This is a genomic window from Serratia sp. BFP-2025, from assembly GCF_050880365.1.
Taxonomy (GTDB): Bacteria; Pseudomonadota; Gammaproteobacteria; order Enterobacterales; family Enterobacteriaceae; genus Serratia; species Serratia surfactantfaciens.
Window position 1 is genome coordinate 881,968 of record NZ_JBPAFV010000001.1, and the last position, 17,420, is coordinate 899,387.

The 17,420-nt window shown below is 63.0% G+C and carries 19 protein-coding genes; 7 read left to right on the forward strand and 12 right to left on the reverse strand.

Annotated features, from left to right (window positions below; translation table 11 throughout):
• Positions 1 to 149: 149 nt before the first annotated feature.
• On the forward strand, positions 150 to 545 hold the full coding sequence (locus tag ACRAWE_RS04005; protein WP_154746451.1) for a (R)-mandelonitrile lyase: 396 nt from the start codon (positions 150 to 152) through the stop codon (positions 543 to 545).
• A 6-nt stretch (positions 546 to 551) separates the two neighbouring features.
• Here ACRAWE_RS04005 and ACRAWE_RS04010 read toward each other — a convergent pair whose 3' ends face one another.
• The 3 genes from ACRAWE_RS04010 to gabD form a co-directional block, all read right to left on the reverse strand.
• Positions 552 to 920, reverse strand: a complete 369-nt coding sequence (locus ACRAWE_RS04010; RefSeq protein ID WP_432525564.1) for a glyoxalase superfamily protein — start codon at positions 918 to 920, stop codon at positions 552 to 554.
• Positions 921 to 942: 22 nt separating this feature from the next.
• Positions 943 to 1,356, reverse strand: a complete 414-nt coding sequence (locus tag ACRAWE_RS04015) for a GyrI-like domain-containing protein (protein ID WP_154746449.1) — start codon at positions 1,354 to 1,356, stop codon at positions 943 to 945.
• 101 nt (positions 1,357 to 1,457) lie between these two features.
• Positions 1,458 to 2,933, reverse strand: coding sequence for an NADP-dependent succinate-semialdehyde dehydrogenase (gabD, locus tag ACRAWE_RS04020; protein ID WP_432524922.1), 1,476 nt, complete (start codon positions 2,931 to 2,933; stop codon positions 1,458 to 1,460).
• 211 nt (positions 2,934 to 3,144) lie between these two features.
• Between gabD and ACRAWE_RS04025 the strand changes: the two genes are divergently transcribed.
• The 6 genes from ACRAWE_RS04025 (at position 3,145) to ACRAWE_RS04050 (ending at position 8,615) form a co-directional block, all read left to right on the forward strand.
• On the forward strand, positions 3,145 to 3,360 hold the full coding sequence (locus ACRAWE_RS04025; protein WP_049201387.1) for a glycogen synthesis protein: 216 nt from the start codon (positions 3,145 to 3,147) through the stop codon (positions 3,358 to 3,360).
• Between the two features lie 413 nt (positions 3,361 to 3,773).
• The gene (locus ACRAWE_RS04030) at positions 3,774 to 4,541 is read left to right on the forward strand and encodes an enoyl-CoA hydratase-related protein (protein WP_074053805.1); all 768 of its coding nucleotides are present in this window, start codon (positions 3,774 to 3,776) and stop codon (positions 4,539 to 4,541) included.
• A gap of 239 nt (positions 4,542 to 4,780) precedes the next feature.
• Positions 4,781 to 5,578, forward strand: a complete 798-nt coding sequence (locus ACRAWE_RS04035; protein WP_432524924.1) for an alpha/beta hydrolase — start codon at positions 4,781 to 4,783, stop codon at positions 5,576 to 5,578.
• Between the two features lies 1 nt (position 5,579).
• On the forward strand, positions 5,580 to 5,951 hold the full coding sequence (locus tag ACRAWE_RS04040) for a RidA family protein (RefSeq protein WP_019453478.1): 372 nt from the start codon (positions 5,580 to 5,582) through the stop codon (positions 5,949 to 5,951).
• Between the two features lie 58 nt (positions 5,952 to 6,009).
• Positions 6,010 to 7,197 carry an aromatic amino acid transaminase gene (locus ACRAWE_RS04045; RefSeq protein WP_197667806.1) on the forward strand — a complete coding sequence of 396 codons (1,188 nt, stop codon included), beginning with the start codon at positions 6,010 to 6,012 and terminating at the stop codon, positions 7,195 to 7,197.
• Positions 7,198 to 7,217: 20 nt separating this feature from the next.
• Complete coding sequence (locus tag ACRAWE_RS04050; protein ID WP_063918605.1) at positions 7,218 to 8,615, forward strand: amino acid permease; 1,398 nt, start codon at positions 7,218 to 7,220, stop codon at positions 8,613 to 8,615.
• 38 nt (positions 8,616 to 8,653) lie between these two features.
• Here the strand turns inward: ACRAWE_RS04050 and paaY are convergent, their stop codons facing one another.
• The 9 genes from paaY to paaE form a co-directional block, all read right to left on the reverse strand.
• Entirely contained in the window at positions 8,654 to 9,250 is a 597-nt protein-coding gene (gene paaY / locus ACRAWE_RS04055; RefSeq protein WP_019453481.1) for a phenylacetic acid degradation protein PaaY, read from the reverse strand.
• 12 nt (positions 9,251 to 9,262) lie between these two features.
• Positions 9,263 to 10,201 carry a phenylacetic acid degradation operon negative regulatory protein PaaX gene (paaX, locus tag ACRAWE_RS04060; protein ID WP_019453482.1) on the reverse strand — a complete coding sequence of 313 codons (939 nt, stop codon included), beginning with the start codon at positions 10,199 to 10,201 and terminating at the stop codon, positions 9,263 to 9,265.
• A 78-nt stretch (positions 10,202 to 10,279) separates the two neighbouring features.
• Positions 10,280 to 11,587, reverse strand: a complete 1,308-nt coding sequence (paaK, locus tag ACRAWE_RS04065) for a phenylacetate--CoA ligase PaaK (protein WP_063918604.1) — start codon at positions 11,585 to 11,587, stop codon at positions 10,280 to 10,282.
• A 15-nt stretch (positions 11,588 to 11,602) separates the two neighbouring features.
• Positions 11,603 to 12,808 (reverse strand): 3-oxoadipyl-CoA thiolase, encoded by a 1,206-nt coding sequence (gene pcaF, locus ACRAWE_RS04070; RefSeq protein ID WP_019453484.1) that lies wholly within the window; start codon positions 12,806 to 12,808, stop codon positions 11,603 to 11,605.
• Positions 12,805 to 13,245, reverse strand: coding sequence for a hydroxyphenylacetyl-CoA thioesterase PaaI (paaI, locus tag ACRAWE_RS04075; protein WP_154746444.1), 441 nt, complete (start codon positions 13,243 to 13,245; stop codon positions 12,805 to 12,807). The genes pcaF and paaI overlap by 4 nt, the downstream gene beginning before the upstream one ends.
• Entirely contained in the window at positions 13,242 to 14,771 is a 1,530-nt protein-coding gene (locus ACRAWE_RS04080) for a 3-hydroxyacyl-CoA dehydrogenase (protein WP_019453486.1), read from the reverse strand. The genes paaI and ACRAWE_RS04080 overlap by 4 nt, the downstream gene beginning before the upstream one ends.
• A gap of 2 nt (positions 14,772 to 14,773) precedes the next feature.
• Positions 14,774 to 15,565: a 2-(1,2-epoxy-1,2-dihydrophenyl)acetyl-CoA isomerase PaaG gene (gene paaG, locus ACRAWE_RS04085; RefSeq protein WP_019453487.1), complete on the reverse strand. Its 792-nt coding sequence runs from the start codon at positions 15,563 to 15,565 to the stop codon at positions 14,774 to 14,776.
• Between the two features lie 3 nt (positions 15,566 to 15,568).
• Complete coding sequence (gene paaF / locus ACRAWE_RS04090) at positions 15,569 to 16,342, reverse strand: 2,3-dehydroadipyl-CoA hydratase PaaF (protein ID WP_019453488.1); 774 nt, start codon at positions 16,340 to 16,342, stop codon at positions 15,569 to 15,571.
• A gap of 8 nt (positions 16,343 to 16,350) precedes the next feature.
• A complete protein-coding gene (paaE, locus tag ACRAWE_RS04095; RefSeq protein WP_432524930.1) occupies positions 16,351 to 17,409 on the reverse strand; it encodes a 1,2-phenylacetyl-CoA epoxidase subunit PaaE in 1,059 nt (352 codons plus the stop codon).
• Positions 17,410 to 17,420: the final 11 nt, after the last annotated feature.

Genomic DNA, 17,420 nt, shown 5'->3' on the forward strand with positions numbered 1-17,420 from the left:
GGCGCGGCCGCGCGTAGATTTATGAATTGAGCTCATAGCTCCTTGCGCATTTTAGCCGCTAGTCGCTGGAAAAGCATGGCGCTATCTTGGCATCACTGACCCATGACTATCAGCGCCGGCTGTGAGAGCCGGCGCGGAGGACACTACAGATGAAAATACAACGCAGCGGTTCGATCCCTTCGCAGCGCGGCCCGGCGGATTACTTTACCGGGCAGGTGCGCATCGACGCGCCGTTCACCGGCGAGGCGCCGGCCAGAGTGGGCGGCGCAACCGTCACCTTCGAGCCCGGCGCCCGCACGGCCTGGCATACTCACCCGCTCGGTCAGACGCTGATCGTCACTCAGGGGCGCGGTTGGATCCAGATGTGGGGCGAGAAGACGCAGGAAATGCACCCCGGCGATATCGTCTGGATCCCGGCGGATGTCAAACACTGGCACGGCGCGACGCCGGACTGCGCCATGACCCATATCGCCATCGCCGAAGCGGTGGACGGCAGCCCGGTGACCTGGCTGGAGCCGGTCAGCGAGGCGGAGTACCGGCAATAACGGCGCTCAGGACCGGCGGTTCTGTTCGCAGAACCGCAGGCGGTTGCCGAACGGATCGGTGAGGTTCAGTTCCTTGCCCCAATCGACAATCTCCAGGCCCGGCCGTGCATAGCGGTAGTTTTTGGCCGTGAGTTCGCGATGCAGCGCTTCGATGTCCTGCATCGGAATGAAAATGGCGGCGCCGGGCGTGCTGTCGCCGTAGTGTTCGCTCAGGTGCAGCGTCAGCCCGGCGCGGGCAATCTGCATGTACAGCGGCAGGTCTTCGCTGAAACGGTGCTCCCACTCCAGCGTGAAACCGAGAAAATCCAGGTAAAACTCTTTGGCCTTGTCGACCGAAAAGATGCGCAGGATCGGAATGGCGGGCGAGAAGGCGATCATCGTTGACCTCATTGCCGCGTTAGCGGCAGCCGATGTGGATATCGACCGCGTCGGGGCCGGTATAGGCTTCGAAGTCGGTCAGGAAGCGGCGTTCGATCTCAGGGTGTTGTGCGAAGTAGGCCCAGATGTGCTGCCAGCCTTCGATGACCGCCGCCGGCATCGCGCCACGGGCGGAGAAGACCAGATAGCGGCCGGGTTGGATGTGCAAACCGCTCTGTGCCTCACTGCCGGCGGTGACGTCAAACGGCCCGCTGGCGTCGGAAGCGTAATTGGAATAGACCCCGTATACCGGCAGGGCGGGTGAGGTAGCGAAAAAATCCGACCACAGCGCGGGAATCTTTGCCGTTTCGGCTTGGGTTTCGTTCTGGTTGGTGGTTCTGACTGTTTGGCCGGCGACGTAAAAGCCGGGTAAGTGCACCGAGGTAGGCTGCATAGGGGAAATTCCTTTTAACCGCTTGAAAGAGATGCCTAAAGGTAGCAAAGGCTTGCCGGATCCGCCAGGTATGGCCCCCGCAGGTGCGGGGGCCGATCGCATCAGGCGCCCAGGCCGCCGAGGCACAGGTATTTGATCTCGAGATAGTCTTCGATGCCGTATTTGGACCCTTCGCGACCCAAGCCGGAGTGCTTCATGCCGCCGAACGGCGCTACCTCGGTGGAGATCAACCCTTCGTTGATGCCGACGATACCGTACTCCAGCGCTTCGGCCACGCGCATCACCCGGCCGATGTCGCGGCTGTAGAAGTAAGCGGCCAGGCCGAACGGCGTGTCGTTGGCCATTTCGACGGCTTCGGCTTCCTGGCTGAAGCGGATCAGGGGCGCCACCGGGCCGAAGGTTTCCTCACGGAAGATTTTTGCCGTGCGCGGCAAGTCGGTCAGGATGGTCGGGGTGAAGAAATTGCCGCCCAACGCGTCAGGCTTGCCGCCCAGCAGCACCGAGGCGCCGTGCTCGACGGCGTCGGCGATATGCTCGCGCACTTTCTCCACCGCGTCCTGGTTGATCAACGGGCCGATGGTGACGCCATCATCCAGGCCGTTGCCGACTTTCAGCTTGGCGACGGCGGCTTTCAGCCTGGCGGCGAAGGCGTCGTACACGCCATCCTGCACCAAAAACCGGTTGGTGCAGACGCAGGTCTGGCCGGCGTTGCGGTATTTGGAGGCGACTGCGCCGGCCACAGCGGCGTCCAGATCCGCGTCGTCGAATACGATAAACGGCGCGTTGCCGCCCAACTCCATGCTGGTTTTCTTGATGGTGGGCGCACACTGGGCCAGCAGCTGCGCGCCGACTTCGGTGCTGCCGGTGAAGGAGAGTTTGCGCACGTCCGGGTTGGCGGTGAGCTCGCCGCCGATGCCCTTGCTGGGGCCTGTTATCACGTTGCATACCCCGGCGGGCAGCCCGGCGCGCTCCGCCAGTACGGCGATCGCCAGCGCCGAGAACGGGGTCTGGCTGGCGGGACGGATCACCCCGGTGCAGCCTGCCGCCCAGCCGGGGCCGGCTTTACGGGTGATCATCGCCGCCGGGAAGTTCCACGGAGTGATGGCGGCGAACACGCCGATCGGCTCTTTCTGCACGATAATGCGGCGGCCCGACTGGGGCTGCGGAATGGTGTCGCCATAGACCCGCTTCCCTTCCTCGGCGAACCATTCGATAAAGGAGGCGGCATAGGCGATTTCACCGCGGCTTTCGGCCAGGGGTTTACCCTGTTCCGCCGTCATGATGCGCGCCAGATCTTCCTGATTCTCCATCATCAGTTCAAACAGCCGCCGCAGCTTGCCGGCGCGCTCTTTGGCGGTCAGGGCGCGCCAGGCGGGCAGCGCTTTTTTTGCGGCGGCGACGGCGCGCGCGGTTTCTTCGGCGCCGAAGGCCGGCACGTGGCCGACCAGCTCGCCGTTGGCGGGGTTATGAATGGCGATTGCGCGGCCCTCATGGGCCGGCAACCATTGGCCGTCGATGTAATTGGCCTCGCGGAACAGCGTGGGATCCTTGAGGGTCGCGCAGATACTGGTGCTCATTGGTCTCTTCCTATGCTGAGTTCAACAGAATGGTCTATCCCATACGGCTACCCTTTACCCTAGCAAACTTTGCCGCCGCCGTTTGCCGACGCGGCGACAAGATGACCGTTTTCTTTATGCGCACCTTCTGTACAAAAAACATCCGCCGCCGGGTCGATACTGAAAGGGCAGGCATATGACCCTTTTCGATGTGATTAAAAGGAGTGTGCGAATGATGAAATCAGTGGACAGGCATCTCGCGGCCTACGGCAGCGAAATGGATTTTTTGGCGTCGAGCATCGCCCTGATGGAGTGGCAAGGGCGGCAGATTGACGCCGGGCAGGTGGCCGGCAACATGTCGGAGCAGCAAAGCCGCCTGTTCTTTGCGCGGTTGAGTTATTTTCGTCAGCTTTATCAGGCCGCAGCGGCGGCCGAACACAGCCTGTAATTTGCCGATGTTTCCCGACATCGCAGGCGCCGCCGTTCGCTTAAGCTGAGGCGAACGGCAATTTTGCCTGACGTATTTTCTACCTTTTGACAGCGCTCTGCCTGGGTATGTGAGCGCTTATCAATGTCATCGCCAATCTCCCCGCCGAGGACGTCGTTTACTGAGGGTATCCGGCGGCGCGTCATGCTTTACCATTCTGAATGCCGTTCTCCGTACGCCAAAATAAACAGCATGTGAGTTCTTCAATGCCAGCCCTACTTATGGCGTTGTCTTTTGACGCTCTCTGCATCGATATTACAACCTATACTCATACAGGCATTCGACATGCTGTGATTTGGCTGGGGTAATATCTTTATGTGTTTTAGCCGCAGCAAACGGATGAATGAGCCGCGTTTGAAAATAAAGGGGGGGACATGACAGCTGACATCGCCATCAACAAGAACGAAGGTATTCTCACGATCGCGTTAACACGGCCGGATAAAAAGAATGCGCTAACGACGGCGATGTATGCGGCTTTGGCCGATGCTTTGGCTATTGCGGAAGCGGAGTCGGACATTCGGGTCATTCTGCTCCAGGCGGCGGGCGACATGTTTACTGCCGGCAATGACATCAATGAATTTGCTTCGCAGGTCATGCAAGGCAGCGGGGGGCAAGAGGTCGTGCGCTTTTTAAAGAGCCTGGCCAGTATCACCAAACCTCTCGTCGCCGCGGTGCAGGGGAAGGCGGTCGGTGTTGGCACCACCATGCTTCTGCACTGTGATTATGTGCTGGTTGCCGATAATGCGGAGTTGAGCACACCGTTCGTGAATTTAGCCTTGGTGCCGGAGGCCGCCTCGAGCTATTTGTTACCTTCGCGGATAGGCCATGTCAGAGCCTTTGAGATGTTCGCTCTCGGTGAGCCCGTTGCCGCGCAGGACGCGGTTGCCTGGGGAATGGCGAACAAATGCGTTCCGCTCGCCGCTCTCGACGAGGAGGCGCGTCAGGTCGCGCGGAGGCTGGCGGCCAAACCGGCGATTTCGCTGCAGGCAACGAAAAAACTCATGCGTGATGCCGAGCGTCTCATTGCCCAGACCGACCTGGAGTTGAGCGTTTTCATGGCGCGGCTGCAAAGCGCGGAGGCCAGAGAGGCATTTGCCGCCTTTGTGCAAAAGCGCCGGCCAGACTTCACCAATCTGGTCTGAACCCCGATGCCTGGCTCGGTGCGGCCAGCAACCTCTCAGCGATCGCCCTCGGCATTCATGCTATTTTCATGGCAAAAATAAACGCGGCCGGCGGCGAAAAAGTTTCATGGGTTAAACTTTTTCGCCGCAGACGAGGTTTTATTTTACCGGGCGCGCATTGCTGCTACGCCCATCTTGACAATAATTTTGCCGCTGCTAATAGTTACTTTATATTTTAAATAATAAACGAAGTTTAATATATGAGACAACTCACGGGGAGCTATGATAACGGCGCTACGGTGGATGATGAAGCGGCTATTTTGGCTTCGTTTCAAACCCGCAGTGCGGCCGTTTATAATCAGGCGCGGCATGAAAAGAATATTGCTTACGGTGAAAGCGAACGCGAAACATTGGATTGGTTCTATTCTGCAAAGCAACATCAGGGGACGTTAATTTTTATTCACGGCGGCTATTGGCAATTTTGCGATAAGGCGGATTTCGCCTTTATCGCCGCCGGGCCGTTGGCGTTGGGATTCGACGTAGTGCTGGTGGAATATATGCTGGCGCCGGCGGTTAATCTTGACGCTATTTGTCGGCAGATCGGCACCGCATTGGATGCCATTCAGCGTCGCCTGCCGCCGCACGACGCCCATCCGGTGCACCTGTGCGGCCATTCCGCCGGCGGGCATCTGGCGGCGTTTTGGCAGCAGCATGCGATGGTGGATGCGGTCTTTCCCATCAGCGGCCTGTTCGAGCTGGCGCCGCTGCGAGAAAGCTATGTCAACCGGGCGCTGCAGCTGACCGCGCGGCAGATTGAAACGCTCAGCCCAGCGCGCCACCTGCCGGCGCGAACCAAACCGCTCACGCTGTATTACGGCGCGGCTGAGCTGCCGGAACTGATCGGCCAGTCGCGCCACTATCACGCGGCGCTGCATCAACATGGGCTGCCGGCGGAACTGGTCGCGGTGCCCGGCGCCAACCATTTCACCATTCTGGATGCGTTGTTCGCCGCCGACGGCGCGCTGCTTCGCCAACTTGATCATCATGGGAAACACTGACATGCGCGAGATCGTAGAGACCGGGCTGCCGGAAATCGGCCAGCCTTTTTCCTGGGCTACACGGGGCGGCGGCATGCTGTTTACCGCTCATGGCCCGGTGCGGGCGGACGGCAGCATCGAGACCGGCGCGCCGGAGCAACAGATTGCGTTGACCTTCGACAATCTGGCGCAAACGCTGAAGGCGGCGGGCAGCCACAGCGATAAGGTCTTGCAGGTGATCGTTTATCTTACCGACGTCAACGACGTTAAATGTCTCGATAATATTTACCGAGAATACTTTAATTATCCTTACCCTAACCGATCCACGGTGATTGTCGAAAAACTGGTGGTGCCGGGAATGAAAATAGAAATTACCGTCAGCGCTATCGCCTGATTTAATTTCCGCTTAAATCCGTTCTTATATTAATTCAATAATGAGTTAAGGATGCGTCATGTTTAAACAGATTGCGCCTTCCGCAGCCGATCCTATTATGTCGCTGATGGAAGCCTATTTGCAGGACCCCAATCCGAACAAAGTGAATTTAGGCATTGGGCTGTATTACGACCAGCAGGGGAATATTCCGCTGATGCAGGCGGTTGCGGCCGCCGAGCAACGCCTGCTGGCGCTGCGTCGCCCGCATGGCTACCCGCCGATCGAAGGCTCGCCGCAGTTCGCTAGCCAGGTGCAGACGCTGCTGTTCGGTGAGCGAACTGTGGCCGACATCGCCACGGTGCAGACCGTCGGCGGCTCCGGGGCGCTGAAGCTGGCGGCGGATTTTCTGCGCCACTTTTTGTCGCGCAGCGAGATCTGGGTGTCCGATCCCACCTGGGCCAACCACTGGGCGATTTTTGAAGGCGCCGGGTTGCAGGTGAAAACCTATCCCTACTTTGACGAGGCGGTGGGCGGCCTGCGTTTCGCCGCCATGCTCGACGCGCTGAGCAACCTGGCGCCTGGCAGCGTGGTCTTGCTGCATCCTTGTTGTCATAACCCGACCGGCACCGATCTGACGCCGGAGCAGTGGCGCGCTACGCTCGCCGTACTGCAGCGGCGCAACCTGCTGCCGCTGTTCGATATCGCCTATCAGGGCTTCGGCGACGGGCTGGACGAGGATTGTCTGGCAGTACGCGAAGCGCTGAAAATCGACTTGCCGTTTTTGGTCTGCAACTCGTTCTCCAAAAACGTGGCGCTGTACGGCCAGCGGCTGGGCGCGCTGTCGGTGCGCTGCGCCGATGTGGAAAACGCCGCCAACGTCAAAGGCGCGTTAAAAACGTTGATCCGCCGCAGCTACTCCTGCCCGCCGACACACGGCAGCCAGATCGTGGAAATCCTGCTCGGTGATGCCGAACTCGGTGCGCTTTGGCGCAACGAGCTGGCGGAAATGCGCTCGCGCATCAAGCAGATGCGTGAGCAGCTGGCCGCCGGGCTGGCACGGGGCGGTTCTTCGCTGGATCACCGGCGCATTCGCGATCAGCGCGGCATGTTCAGCTATACCGGCCTGAACGAAACGCAGCTGCAAACCTTGCGGCAACGCTACGCCATCTATCTGGTTGCGCCCGGCCGCATGTGCCTGCCGGGGCTCAACCCCGGCAATATCGATTACGTGACTGCCGCCATTCTCGACGTCACCCGTACCGTCTAACTCTGCTCGGGAACACTGCCATGCCACAGATGAATGATTTTGAGCATATCGCCCGTCGCCAGGGCGGGTTGAACAAGCATCTTACCGCCGGGCAGATGTCGATGCTGGCGATAGGCGGCGCCATCGGCACCGGGCTGTTTCTCGGCAGCGCCTATGCCATTCAGATGGCGGGGCCGTCGGTCTTGCTGAGCTACCTGATCGGCGGCGTCATTGCGTTGCTGCTGATGGGGAGCCTGGCGGAAATGACCTCCGAACACCCGACGCCCGGTTCGTTCGGCGACTACGCCGAATTTTATCTCGGCCCGCTGTTCGGTTTTCTGGTGCGCTACTCCTACTGGTCCTGCGTGGTGCTGGCGGTGGGCACCGAAGTCACCGCCATCGGCATGTACATGCAGTTCTGGTTCCCGGCGACGCCGACCTGGCCGTGGGTGCTGCTGTTCTCGGCGGCGGTGATCGCGGTCAACGTGATCGGCGTGAAGTCGTTCGGCCAGGTGGAATACGCGCTGTCCACCGTCAAAGTGACGGCGATCGTGGCCTTCATTCTGATCGGTATCGGCATCCTGGCGTTCTCGGGCAACCCGACCTACGGCCTGCGCAACCTGACCACCGGCGGTTTTATGCCGTTTGGCATCAAGGGCATGTGGTTTGCGGTGATCGTTTCCATCTTCAGCTACCTGAGCATTGAGATGATCGCGGTGGCCGCCGGTGAGGCGAAAAATCCGGTGATTGCGGTGAAGGCGGCGTTCAAGGGCACCATCGTGCGGCTGTTCATTTTCTACATGCTGTCGATCGCCCTGATGCTGGCCATCGTGCCCTGGCGCCAGTCCGGCACCGGCGAAAGCCCGTTCCTGATGGCGATGAACGTGATCCATCTGCCTGCCGCCGCCGGCATCTTCAACTTTATCGTGCTGGTGGCGGCGCTGTCGGCGATGAACAGCCAGCTGTACATCACCACCCGCATGATGTTCTCGCTGTCGCGCGCCGGGCAGGCGCCGGCGGCGCTGGGGCGCGTCAGCCGGCGCGGCATTCCGGTCAATGCGCTGGCGATGTCGTGCATCGGCATCGTGGTGTCCATCGTCCTGAGCCTGGTGGCGCCGGAAACGTCGTTCGCCGCCATGATGTCCATTTCGGTGTATGGCGCCTGTTTTACCTGGCTGATGATCTTCGTCACCCATCTGTTCTTCCGCCGCCGGCACCGGCAGACCCATCTGAAGTTCCGCATGTGGGGATTCCCCTATACCACCTTACTGGGTGGCGGGCTGATGGCGGCGCTGATGATCTCGACGGCGTTTACCGAATTCTTCCGCATGACGCTGTGGTTCGGCATTCCGTTCACCTTGCTGCTGGTGGTGGCCTACCGCTTCCAGAGCCGCCGCGCGGCTGCGCCGTCGCCGTTCAAGGCGCCGGAGGTGGAGTAATGCGGGGCAGGGGCTGAGGCGCACCTCAGCCCTGGGGATTAAAGCTGGCTTTTCGGGATGAGATGATCGCCGAAGCTCAGGCGCTGGCGGCCCGGCTCGATTGCGGTCAACGGCGCCACTTCGTGCAGCGAGGATTTGCAGCGCTGCACCAGATCCTGATACTCGCGAGTGCCGGCGATCTTCCAGGCCAGCTCCTGTTCGGTCAGATCGCGCAGCACGCGCGCCGGGCTGCCGACCACCAGCTTGTTGGCTTCGATCGTCGCCGCGGCTTTGACGAACGCCATCGCGCCGACGATGGTGTTCTCGCCGATCTCCGCGCCGTCCATCACTACCGCGTTCATGCCCACCATCGCGTTGCGGCGAATGCGGCAGCCGTGCAGGATGGCGCCGTGGCCGATATGGCCGTCTTCTTCCACCACCGTGTCCTGCTGCGGGAAGCCGTGCATCACGCAGTTGTCCTGAATGTTGGCGCCGTCGCAGATCACCAGGCGGCCAAAATCGCCGCGCAGGCTGGCGTTCGGGCCGATATACACGTGTTTGCCGACGATCACGTCGCCGATCAGCACCGCCGTCGGGTGCACGTAACTGCTGGGGTCAACGACCGGCGTCAGGCCGTCAATCTGATACACAGGCATAGCGTGAGTTCCTTAACATGTAGGGTCGCGCGGCAGGCCGCCGAAGCGCCGATAGTAACCGGCGGCCGGCGCGGGCAAGGCGCCGATGGTGGTCTCCGCCAGCGAGCTGACGTACTCCGTCGCAGCGCGATCGACCTGCTGATAGAGATTGATGCACAGATTGCGAGCGATCTGGCCTTCCCACTGCGCGGGCAGCAGCGCGTCCGGCAGCAGCGGATCTTTCAACACCACGCGACGGAAGAAGTGAATCAATAATAGCTTAATCTGGAAACAGCGCAGCGGCGTCAGCGCCGCCGGGTCGACTTCGCGCAGCAGCGCCATCAGCGGCCGGAAGGAGACGATAAACTCGTGATAGCCGGCGGCCACCTCGCTCAGCGACCAGCAGTCGGCCACCAGTTTCTGCAGGGTTTGTTCGGAGCGGTTGTAGGGGTAATCGGCGCGGAAGTAGATCACCTGCTCGCTGGCGTTCAGTTCGCCGAGCAGCGCCGTCACGTCGGTCTGCGCGTGGGTGGGGGCGGCCATCAGGTTGCTGGCGATCTGCCCGAACCCGAGCCAGCCGAGCTCTTTTTTCAGCCGCGCGCGCGCGTTTTTATCGGCGCTTTCCAGCAGCAACAGCTCCCACTTGCCGTCCCAGGCGGGCTGCTCGCGCAGATAAATTTTCGATTCGGCGTGGCGGAACTGACGCATTCCCTGATCGGTCACGCGGTAGAAGCTGCGGCGGCCTATTTTCTCCACCGCCAGCCAACCCTCTTTCTGCAGGCGGAACACCGAGGTGCGCACGAAGCGATCGCCGAAACCGAAGGCCTCCAGCAGCGCGCTCAGGCTGCCGAGCCACACTTCGCCGCCGCGGTGGCTTAGCGCGTCGCCGTACAGCGAAATGATCAGCGAAGTGCCGCTGATCGGCTGCGCGTCGACGGCATGGCGAATGAACTCATCCAGTTTATGTTCCATATTTTTCCATGGGTTAGCCTTCGATGAGCCATAACATTACCATAATTTAGGGCGGCGTCATCCGTGACACCGTGCGCCTCAACGTGGCCGCAGATCGACCACGCGCTGCGCCTTGCCTTCCGAGCGCGGAATATCGCCGCAGTTGGCGATGCTGACGTCGGTGCTGACGCCCACGATCGATTTGATGTGGTGGCGCAGCTGGTGGCAGATGTCGCAACGTTGCTGGTGGCTGAGGCTGAGCGCCGATTCTTTCAGCTCGACGCGCACCGCCAGCGTGTCCAGGTGCCCGCTGCGGCTGACCTGCAGCTGATAGTGCGGCGACAGCTGCTCGAACTGCATGATCTGCTCTTCCACCTGCGACGGGAAGACGTTGACGCCGCGGATGATCAGCATGTCGTCGGAACGGCCGGTGATCTTGCCCATGCGGCGCATCTGGCGCGCGTCCCCCGGCAGCAGACGGGTGAGATCGCGGGTGCGGTAGCGGATCACCGGCAGCGCCTCTTTGGTCAGGGTGGTAAACACCAGTTCGCCGTGCTCGCCGTCCGGCAGGGCGACGCCGGTCTCCGGGCAGATGATCTCCGGCAGGAAGTGGTCTTCCCAGATGGTGGGGCCGCCGCCGCTCTCCAGGCATTCCATCGCTACGCCCGGCCCCATCACTTCCGACAGGCCATAGATATCCAGTGCCTTGATGCCCATGCGGGTTTCGATTTCGTGCCGCAGAGCTTCGGTCCAGGGTTCGGCGCCGAACACGCCGAGCCGCAGCGAACAGCCGCGCGCATCGCCGCCCATCTTGCGCTCCAGCTCGTCGATCAGCGTCAGGCAATAGGACGGCGTCACCATGATGATGTCGGGTTTGAAGTCGAGGATCAGCTGCGCCTGGCGTTCCGTCTGGCCGCCGGACATCGGGATCACCGTGGCGCCGAGCCGCTCCGCGCCGTAGTGTGCGCCCAGGCCGCCGGTGAACAGGCCGTAACCGTAGGCGACGTGCACCTTGTCTTTGGCGGTGGCGCCGCCGGCACGCAGACAGCGGGCGACGATATCGGCCCAGTTATCGATGTCGCGCTGGGTGTAACCGACCACCGTCGGGCGGCCAGTGGTGCCCGAGGAGGCGTGGATGCGCACCACCTGTTCCATCGGCACTGCGAAGGTGTCGAACGGGTAGTTGTCGCGCAGATCCTGCTTGGTGGTGTAAGGGAAACGCGCCAGATCGCTCAGCTGTTTAAGATCGTCAGGGTGCACGCCTGCCTGGTCGAACTTGCGTTTGTACATCGGCACATTGTCGTAGGCGTGGTGCAGAGTCCATTTCAAGCGCGCCAACTGCAACGCTTCAATCTCATCGCGCGAGGCGAATTCGATGCTATCGAGGGGCTGTGGATTTATTGTCATGGTTAGCCTCAGGGGTCAGACACGCTCAATGATCATGGCGATGCCCTGGCCGACGCCGATGCACATGGTGCAAAGCGCGTAGCGGCCGGCACGCCGTTCCAGTTCAAACAGGGCGGCCAGCGCCAGGCGCGCGCCGCTCATGCCCAGCGGGTGTCCCAGAGCGATCGCGCCGCCGTTGGGGTTGACCTGCGGCGCATCGTCCGGTAGGCCAAGCTGGCGCATCACCGCTAGCGCCTGGGCGGCGAACGCTTCGTTCAGTTCGATAACGTCCATCTGCGCCAGGCTCAGCCCGGCGATCTCCAGCACCTTGCGGGTGGCGGGTAGCGGGCCGATGCCCATCAGCCGCGGTTCCACGCCGCAGGTGGCGGTGGCAACGATGCGCGCGCGCGGCGTCAGGCCCTGGCGTGCCGCCATCGCTTCGGAGGCGACGAGCAGTGCCGCTGCGCCGTCGTTCAGCCCCGAGGCGTTGCCGGCGGTGACGCTGCCGGGCTGACGGAACGGGGTTTTCAACGCCTGCAGCTGCTCGAGCGTGGTGTCGGTGCGCGGATGCTCATCCTGGCTGAACAGCGTCACCGCGCCTTTTTTGCCGGTGAGGCTGACCGGAGCAATCTCCTGCGCCAGGTAGCCCAGCGCCTGCGCCCGGGCGGCGCGCTGCTGGCTGCGCAGCGCAAAGGCGTCCTGATCGGCGCGGCTGATGTTGAACTGCGCCGCGACGTTTTCGGCGGTCTCCGGCATCGAATCGGTGCCGAACTCGGCCTGCATGCGCGGGTTGACGAAGCGCCAGCCGAGAGTGGTGTCGTACAGCTGCGCCTGGCGGCTGAAGGCGCTGTCGGCCTTGCCCATCACCAGCGGCGCGCGGGTCATCGATTCTGCGCCGCCGGCCAGCATCAGCCCGGCGTCGCCGGCTTTGATGCTGCGCGCCGCCATCGCCAGCGCATCCAGACCCGAGCCGCACAGGCGGTTCACCGTGGTGCCGGACACGCCGACCGGCAGCCCGGCCAGCAGCAGCGCCATGCGCGCCAGGTTGCGGTTGTCCTCCCCGGCCTGGTTGGCGCAGCCGAGGATCACATCGTCCAGCTGCGTCCAATCCACCTGCGGATAGCGTTCCAGCAGCACGCGCAGCGGCAGGGCGGCGAGATCGTCGGCGCGCACCTGTGCCAGCGCGCCGCCATAGCGGCCGATCGGGGTGCGCACGCCGTCGCAGATAAATGCCTGATTCATGCCTGCTCTCCTAAAATGCTGTGGCCGAGGCGGTGCGCGCGGCCGCGGAACCAGGCGACGGTTTTGCCCAGTTGGTTAACGATCTCGACGTCATACAGCCCGGTGACTTTGCCCTGATGGCGCACCTCCGCACTGGCGGTGAGGCGATCGCCGGCCAGCGCCGGGCGGACGAAGTCGATGCTGCAGCCGGAGGCGACCGCCGCCAACCCCTGGCTATTGCAGGCGTAGGCGAAAGCGGTGTCCGCCAGGCTGAACAGCTGGCCGCCGTGACAGGTCTGGTGGCCATTGAGCATCTGCGGGCCGACGGTCATGCTGACCTGCGCGTACCCGGCGTCGACGGCGTCGATATGCATACCCATCGCCTGAGCGCAGGTATCTTGCTGAAACATTTGCTCGGCGCAGCGCTGAGCCAGCGCGCGCGGCGTATTGGCGTTCATTGTTCGGCTCCTGGGAAAGAGGCGGGAGAAGCATAACGGCGCAGCAGCGGCATAGGGCGATAGCGCGCCTCGCCGTAATAGCGTTGCAGGTTTTCCAGCGTCGCCAGGATGTGGCGCCAGCCAAGCGCGGCGCCCCAGGCCAACGGTCCGCGCGGGTAGTTGACGCCGCGCAGCATCGCCAGATCGATATCTTCGGCGCTGGCAACGCCTTTGTTCACCACGTCGAGCGCTTCGTTGGCCAGCATGGCCAGGGTGCGCATCGTCAGCAGGCCGGGGTAATCCGGCAACGGAATGACCTGCTTGCCGAGGGACTGCAGCAGGCGAATCGCTTTGGCATTGTGTTGCGCACCGTTTTGCTCCGCGCAGCTGATGGCGATGGCGGAGGCGTGCGCATAGTCGGCACAGAGATCGAACAGCACCACGGGCGTTCCACGTTCGTCGGCCAGCTGGCCGGCGGTTTTACCATTGGTTAACATCAGTGTAACGTCGTCGATCGTGACGTGCGGGCTGGTCTGGCCAGGTTGTATGATCGCTCCCGCATTTTCGCTTAACAGCTGCGCCAGATCGGCCAGCGGCGACCAGTCGCCGTGCAAGGTGACGCGCTGTGGCTGCGCGGCCTGCGCCGGCGGCGCAAAGGCGATCTCGGCGGCGGGGCGCGATGTGTCGTAGCGGTAGAAGCCGCGGCCGGATTTGCGGCCGAGGTGCCCCGCGGCCACCAACTCCTGCTGCACCAGCGAAGGGGTGAAGCGCGGATCCTGGTAGAAGGCCTGATACACCGATTCGGTCACGGCGAAATTGACGTCCTGGCCGATCAGATCGGTCAATTGCAGCGGGCCCATGGCGAAACCGCCGGCGTCGCGCAATACCGCGTCCAGCGTGGCGGCGTCGGCCACCCGTTCCTCCAGCGCGCGCAGGGTTTCGGCATAGAACGGCCGCGCCACGCGGTTGACGATGAATCCCGGCGTTGAGCGGCACAGAACGCTCTGCTTACCCCAACGCTGCGCCACGGCCTGCAGCGCGGCGAGGGTTTCGGCACCGGTCTCCAGACCGCTGACGATCTCCACCAGCTTCATCAGCGGCGCGGGGTTGAAAAAGTGCAGCCCGGCCATACGCGCCGGGTGTTGCAATGCCCCGGCGATGGCGGTGATCGACAGCGAGGAGGTATTGCTGGCGAACAGCGTCGCGGGCGAGCAGACCGCTTCCAGATCGCGGAACAGGCTCTGCTTAATCGCCAGGTTTTCCGCCACCGCTTCAATCACCAGCGCGCAGTCGGCCAGTTGCTCGAGCGAGTCGGCGCGTTCGAGGCGCGCCAGCAGCGCTTCGGTGGTCGCGGCATCGGCCTTGCCGCCGTCCACCCGCTGCCGCAGGCGGCGAGCGAGTTCGTCGATCGCTCGCTGGGCGGCGGCGGGCGCGATATCGAACAGCCGCACCGGGTGGCCGGCGGCAGCGGCCACCTGCGCAATGCCGATGCCCATGGTGCCGGCGCCGATCACCGCCACCCGGCCGTTAACAAGGGACGCGTTCATGGCTATTTCCCGCTGAAGTTCGGCGTGCGTTTGGCGAAGAACGCGCTGACGCCTTCGCGGTAGTCGTCGCTGCGGCCGCCCAATCGCTGCAGATCGCGCTCCAGATCGAGCTGCTGATCGAGGCTGTTGGTGGCCGAGCTATAGATGGCTTTCTTGATAAGGCCCAGACCGTAGGTTGGCTGAGTGGCCAGATGGCGCGCCAGCGTTTGCGTGCGATCGGCCAATTCCTCCGCCGGCACCACTTGCCAGATCATGCCCCACTCCAGCGCCTGTTGGGCGCTGATTTTGTCGCCCAGCAGCGCCATGCCCATCGCGCGGGCGTGGCCGGCCAGCCGCGGCAGGAACCAGCTGCCGCCGGAGTCCGGCACCAGCCCCAGGCGGCAGAAAGACTGAATAAAGCTGGCGTTGTCGGCGGCGATGACGATGTCGCACGCCAAAGCCAGCGCGGCACCGGCGCCGGCCGCCACGCCGTTGACCGCACACACCACCGGCTTGGGCAGGGCGGTCAGACGGCGGATCAGGGGGTTGTAGAAACGTTCGACCGACAGGCCGAGATCCGGCGCCTGTTGATCGGCGCTGACGTTGCGATCGTTGAGATCCTGCCCGGCGCAGAAACCGCGCCCGGCGCCGGCGATCAGCAGGCAGCGAACGTTGTCGTCGCGCTCGGCTTGCGTCAGCGCCTCGCTCAGCTGGCGATGCATCTCGTCGTTAAAGCTGTTGAGCCGATCCGGACGGTTGAGGGTCAGCGTCAACACGCCGGCGTCGAGATGGCTGAGAATCAATGCGTTATCCATAAATCAGCGCCCCTGATAGTTTGGCGTACGTTTTTCGAAAAAGGCGGCGATGCCTTCGCGGCGATCGTCGGTGGCGGCCAGGGTGACGAACTGCTGACGTTCCATCGCCAGCCCCTGGCTAAGGCCGGTCTCCTCGGCCTGTTTCAGCGCCTGTTTGGCGGCGCGCAGCGCCAGCGGCGCCTGACGGCTGATGCGCTCGGCAATCTGCTGCGTGCGTTCCAGCGTCAGAGCATCGACGCACACTTCGCTGATAAGGCCGGCCTGCAGCGCGGTGCGGGCGTCGATGGCTTCGCCGGTCAGCACCATCTGGCTGGCGCGCGATTTGCCGACGCAGCGGATCAGGCGTTGGGTACCTCCGGCGCCCGGCATCAGACCAAGGGTGATCTCCGGCAGGCCGAAGCGGGCGCTTTCACCGCCGATGACGATGTCGCAGGCCAGCGCCAGCTCGCAGCCAGCACCCAATGCATAACCGTTTACCGCCGCCAGCAGCGGCTTGCCGAACTGCGCCAGCCGCTGCCACAGCTGCGGACGGCTGTCCGCCAGGGCGGCCGGCACATCCTGCTGCTGCAGTTCGCGCAGATCGGCGCCGGCGGCGAAGAAACGCGCCGCGCCGGCGATCACCACGGCGCCCACGCCGCGGTCGGCATCGGCCTGCTCCAGCAGAGACACCAGCTGCTCCAGGCAGGGGGTGCTCAGGGCGTTGCGCGCCTCCGGGCGGTGCAGCGTCAGCGTGACCACCCGGTGTTGTTGTTGGCGTAAAATGAAGGGGGTGTCCATCGCGGCTCCTAGACGTCGAAGTCCAACACCACGCCGTCGCCTTTCGGCCACGACTGGCAGCTCAATACATAGCCCGCGGCCAACTGGTCCGGCTCCAGGCTGTAGTTGACGCCCATCTCCACCTGGCCAGCCTTCAGCCGGCATTTGCAGGTGGCGCACACGCCGCCTTTGCAGGCGTAGGGCAAGTCGGCGCCCTGGCGCAGCGCCGCATCGAGAATGCTGTCATCCTGTTCGCCGACCTCAATATCCAACCGGCGGCCGTCGAGCAGGATCGCCACCCGGGTGGCGTTGCGATCGCCGCTGCTGCGCGGGCGGGCGACCAGGCCGCTGGTGTTGAAGCGTTCGCTGTGGATGTGATTGGCCGGTACCCCGGCCTGTTCGAGTACGGTTTGCGCGTCGTCCATCATCGATTCCGGCCCGCAAATGAAGGCGTGGTCATAGTCGCGGAAATCCAGCAGCGCGCCGCCGATCGCCGCCAGGCGTTCGCGGTCGATGCGGCCGCTGAGCAGCGGGCTGTCGAGGCTCTCCTGGCTGAACAGGTACAGCTGCTGAAAACGCTGTGGGTAGCGGTTTTTCAAATCCGACAGCGCTTCTTTGAACATCATGGTTCTGCTGTTGCGGTTGCCGTAGATCAGGGTGAAACTGCTGCCCGGTTCGAGCTGCAGCGTCGCCTTGATGATCGACAGCATCGGCGTGATGCCGGAACCGGCGGCGATCGCCAGGTAGTTGCCTCGGCGCTCCGCCTGCGGTTGATAGCCGAAGCGCCCCTGCGGCACCATCACCTCCAGCGCATCGCCGACCTTCAGCATGCGGTTGACGAAGCCGGAGAAACGGCCCTGATCGATCGCTTTCACGCCGATCTGCAGTAGGCCTTCCTGCGGTGAACTGCAGATGGAGTAGCAACGCCGCAGCTCTTCGCCGTTGACCAACGCCTTGAGCGTCAGGTGCTGGCCGGGGGTATAGCGGTATTGGTTTTGCAGTTCTTCGGGCACACGCAGCGTGATGGCTACGGCGTCCGGCGTTTCGCGCTCGATGGCGGCGACGTTCAGGCGATGAAAGACCGTCATGGTGTCAGCGC

Excerpts from the sequence above, each read along its gene's own strand:
- ACRAWE_RS04005 (WP_154746451.1), top strand. The coding sequence starts at position 150 with ATGAAAATACAACGCAGCGGTTCGATCCCTTCGCAGCGCGGCCCGGCG.
- ACRAWE_RS04015 (WP_154746449.1), bottom strand. The coding sequence starts at position 1,356 with ATGCAGCCTACCTCGGTGCACTTACCCGGCTTTTACGTCGCCGGCCAA.
- gabD (WP_432524922.1), bottom strand. The coding sequence starts at position 2,933 with ATGAGCACCAGTATCTGCGCGACCCTCAAGGATCCCACGCTGTTCCGC.
- ACRAWE_RS04025 (WP_049201387.1), top strand. The coding sequence starts at position 3,145 with ATGATGAAATCAGTGGACAGGCATCTCGCGGCCTACGGCAGCGAAATG.
- ACRAWE_RS04030 (WP_074053805.1), top strand. The coding sequence starts at position 3,774 with ATGACAGCTGACATCGCCATCAACAAGAACGAAGGTATTCTCACGATC.
- ACRAWE_RS04035 (WP_432524924.1), top strand. The coding sequence starts at position 4,781 with ATGAGACAACTCACGGGGAGCTATGATAACGGCGCTACGGTGGATGAT.
- ACRAWE_RS04040 (WP_019453478.1), top strand. The coding sequence starts at position 5,580 with ATGCGCGAGATCGTAGAGACCGGGCTGCCGGAAATCGGCCAGCCTTTT.
- ACRAWE_RS04045 (WP_197667806.1), top strand. The coding sequence starts at position 6,010 with ATGTTTAAACAGATTGCGCCTTCCGCAGCCGATCCTATTATGTCGCTG.
- ACRAWE_RS04050 (WP_063918605.1), top strand. The coding sequence starts at position 7,218 with ATGCCACAGATGAATGATTTTGAGCATATCGCCCGTCGCCAGGGCGGG.
- paaY (WP_019453481.1), bottom strand. The coding sequence starts at position 9,250 with ATGCCTGTGTATCAGATTGACGGCCTGACGCCGGTCGTTGACCCCAGC.
- paaX (WP_019453482.1), bottom strand. The coding sequence starts at position 10,201 with ATGGAACATAAACTGGATGAGTTCATTCGCCATGCCGTCGACGCGCAG.
- paaK (WP_063918604.1), bottom strand. The coding sequence starts at position 11,587 with ATGACAATAAATCCACAGCCCCTCGATAGCATCGAATTCGCCTCGCGC.
- pcaF (WP_019453484.1), bottom strand. The coding sequence starts at position 12,808 with ATGAATCAGGCATTTATCTGCGACGGCGTGCGCACCCCGATCGGCCGC.
- paaI (WP_154746444.1), bottom strand. The coding sequence starts at position 13,245 with ATGAACGCCAATACGCCGCGCGCGCTGGCTCAGCGCTGCGCCGAGCAA.
- ACRAWE_RS04080 (WP_019453486.1), bottom strand. The coding sequence starts at position 14,771 with ATGAACGCGTCCCTTGTTAACGGCCGGGTGGCGGTGATCGGCGCCGGC.
- paaG (WP_019453487.1), bottom strand. The coding sequence starts at position 15,565 with ATGGATAACGCATTGATTCTCAGCCATCTCGACGCCGGCGTGTTGACG.
- paaF (WP_019453488.1), bottom strand. The coding sequence starts at position 16,342 with ATGGACACCCCCTTCATTTTACGCCAACAACAACACCGGGTGGTCACG.
- paaE (WP_432524930.1), bottom strand. The coding sequence starts at position 17,409 with ATGACGGTCTTTCATCGCCTGAACGTCGCCGCCATCGAGCGCGAAACG.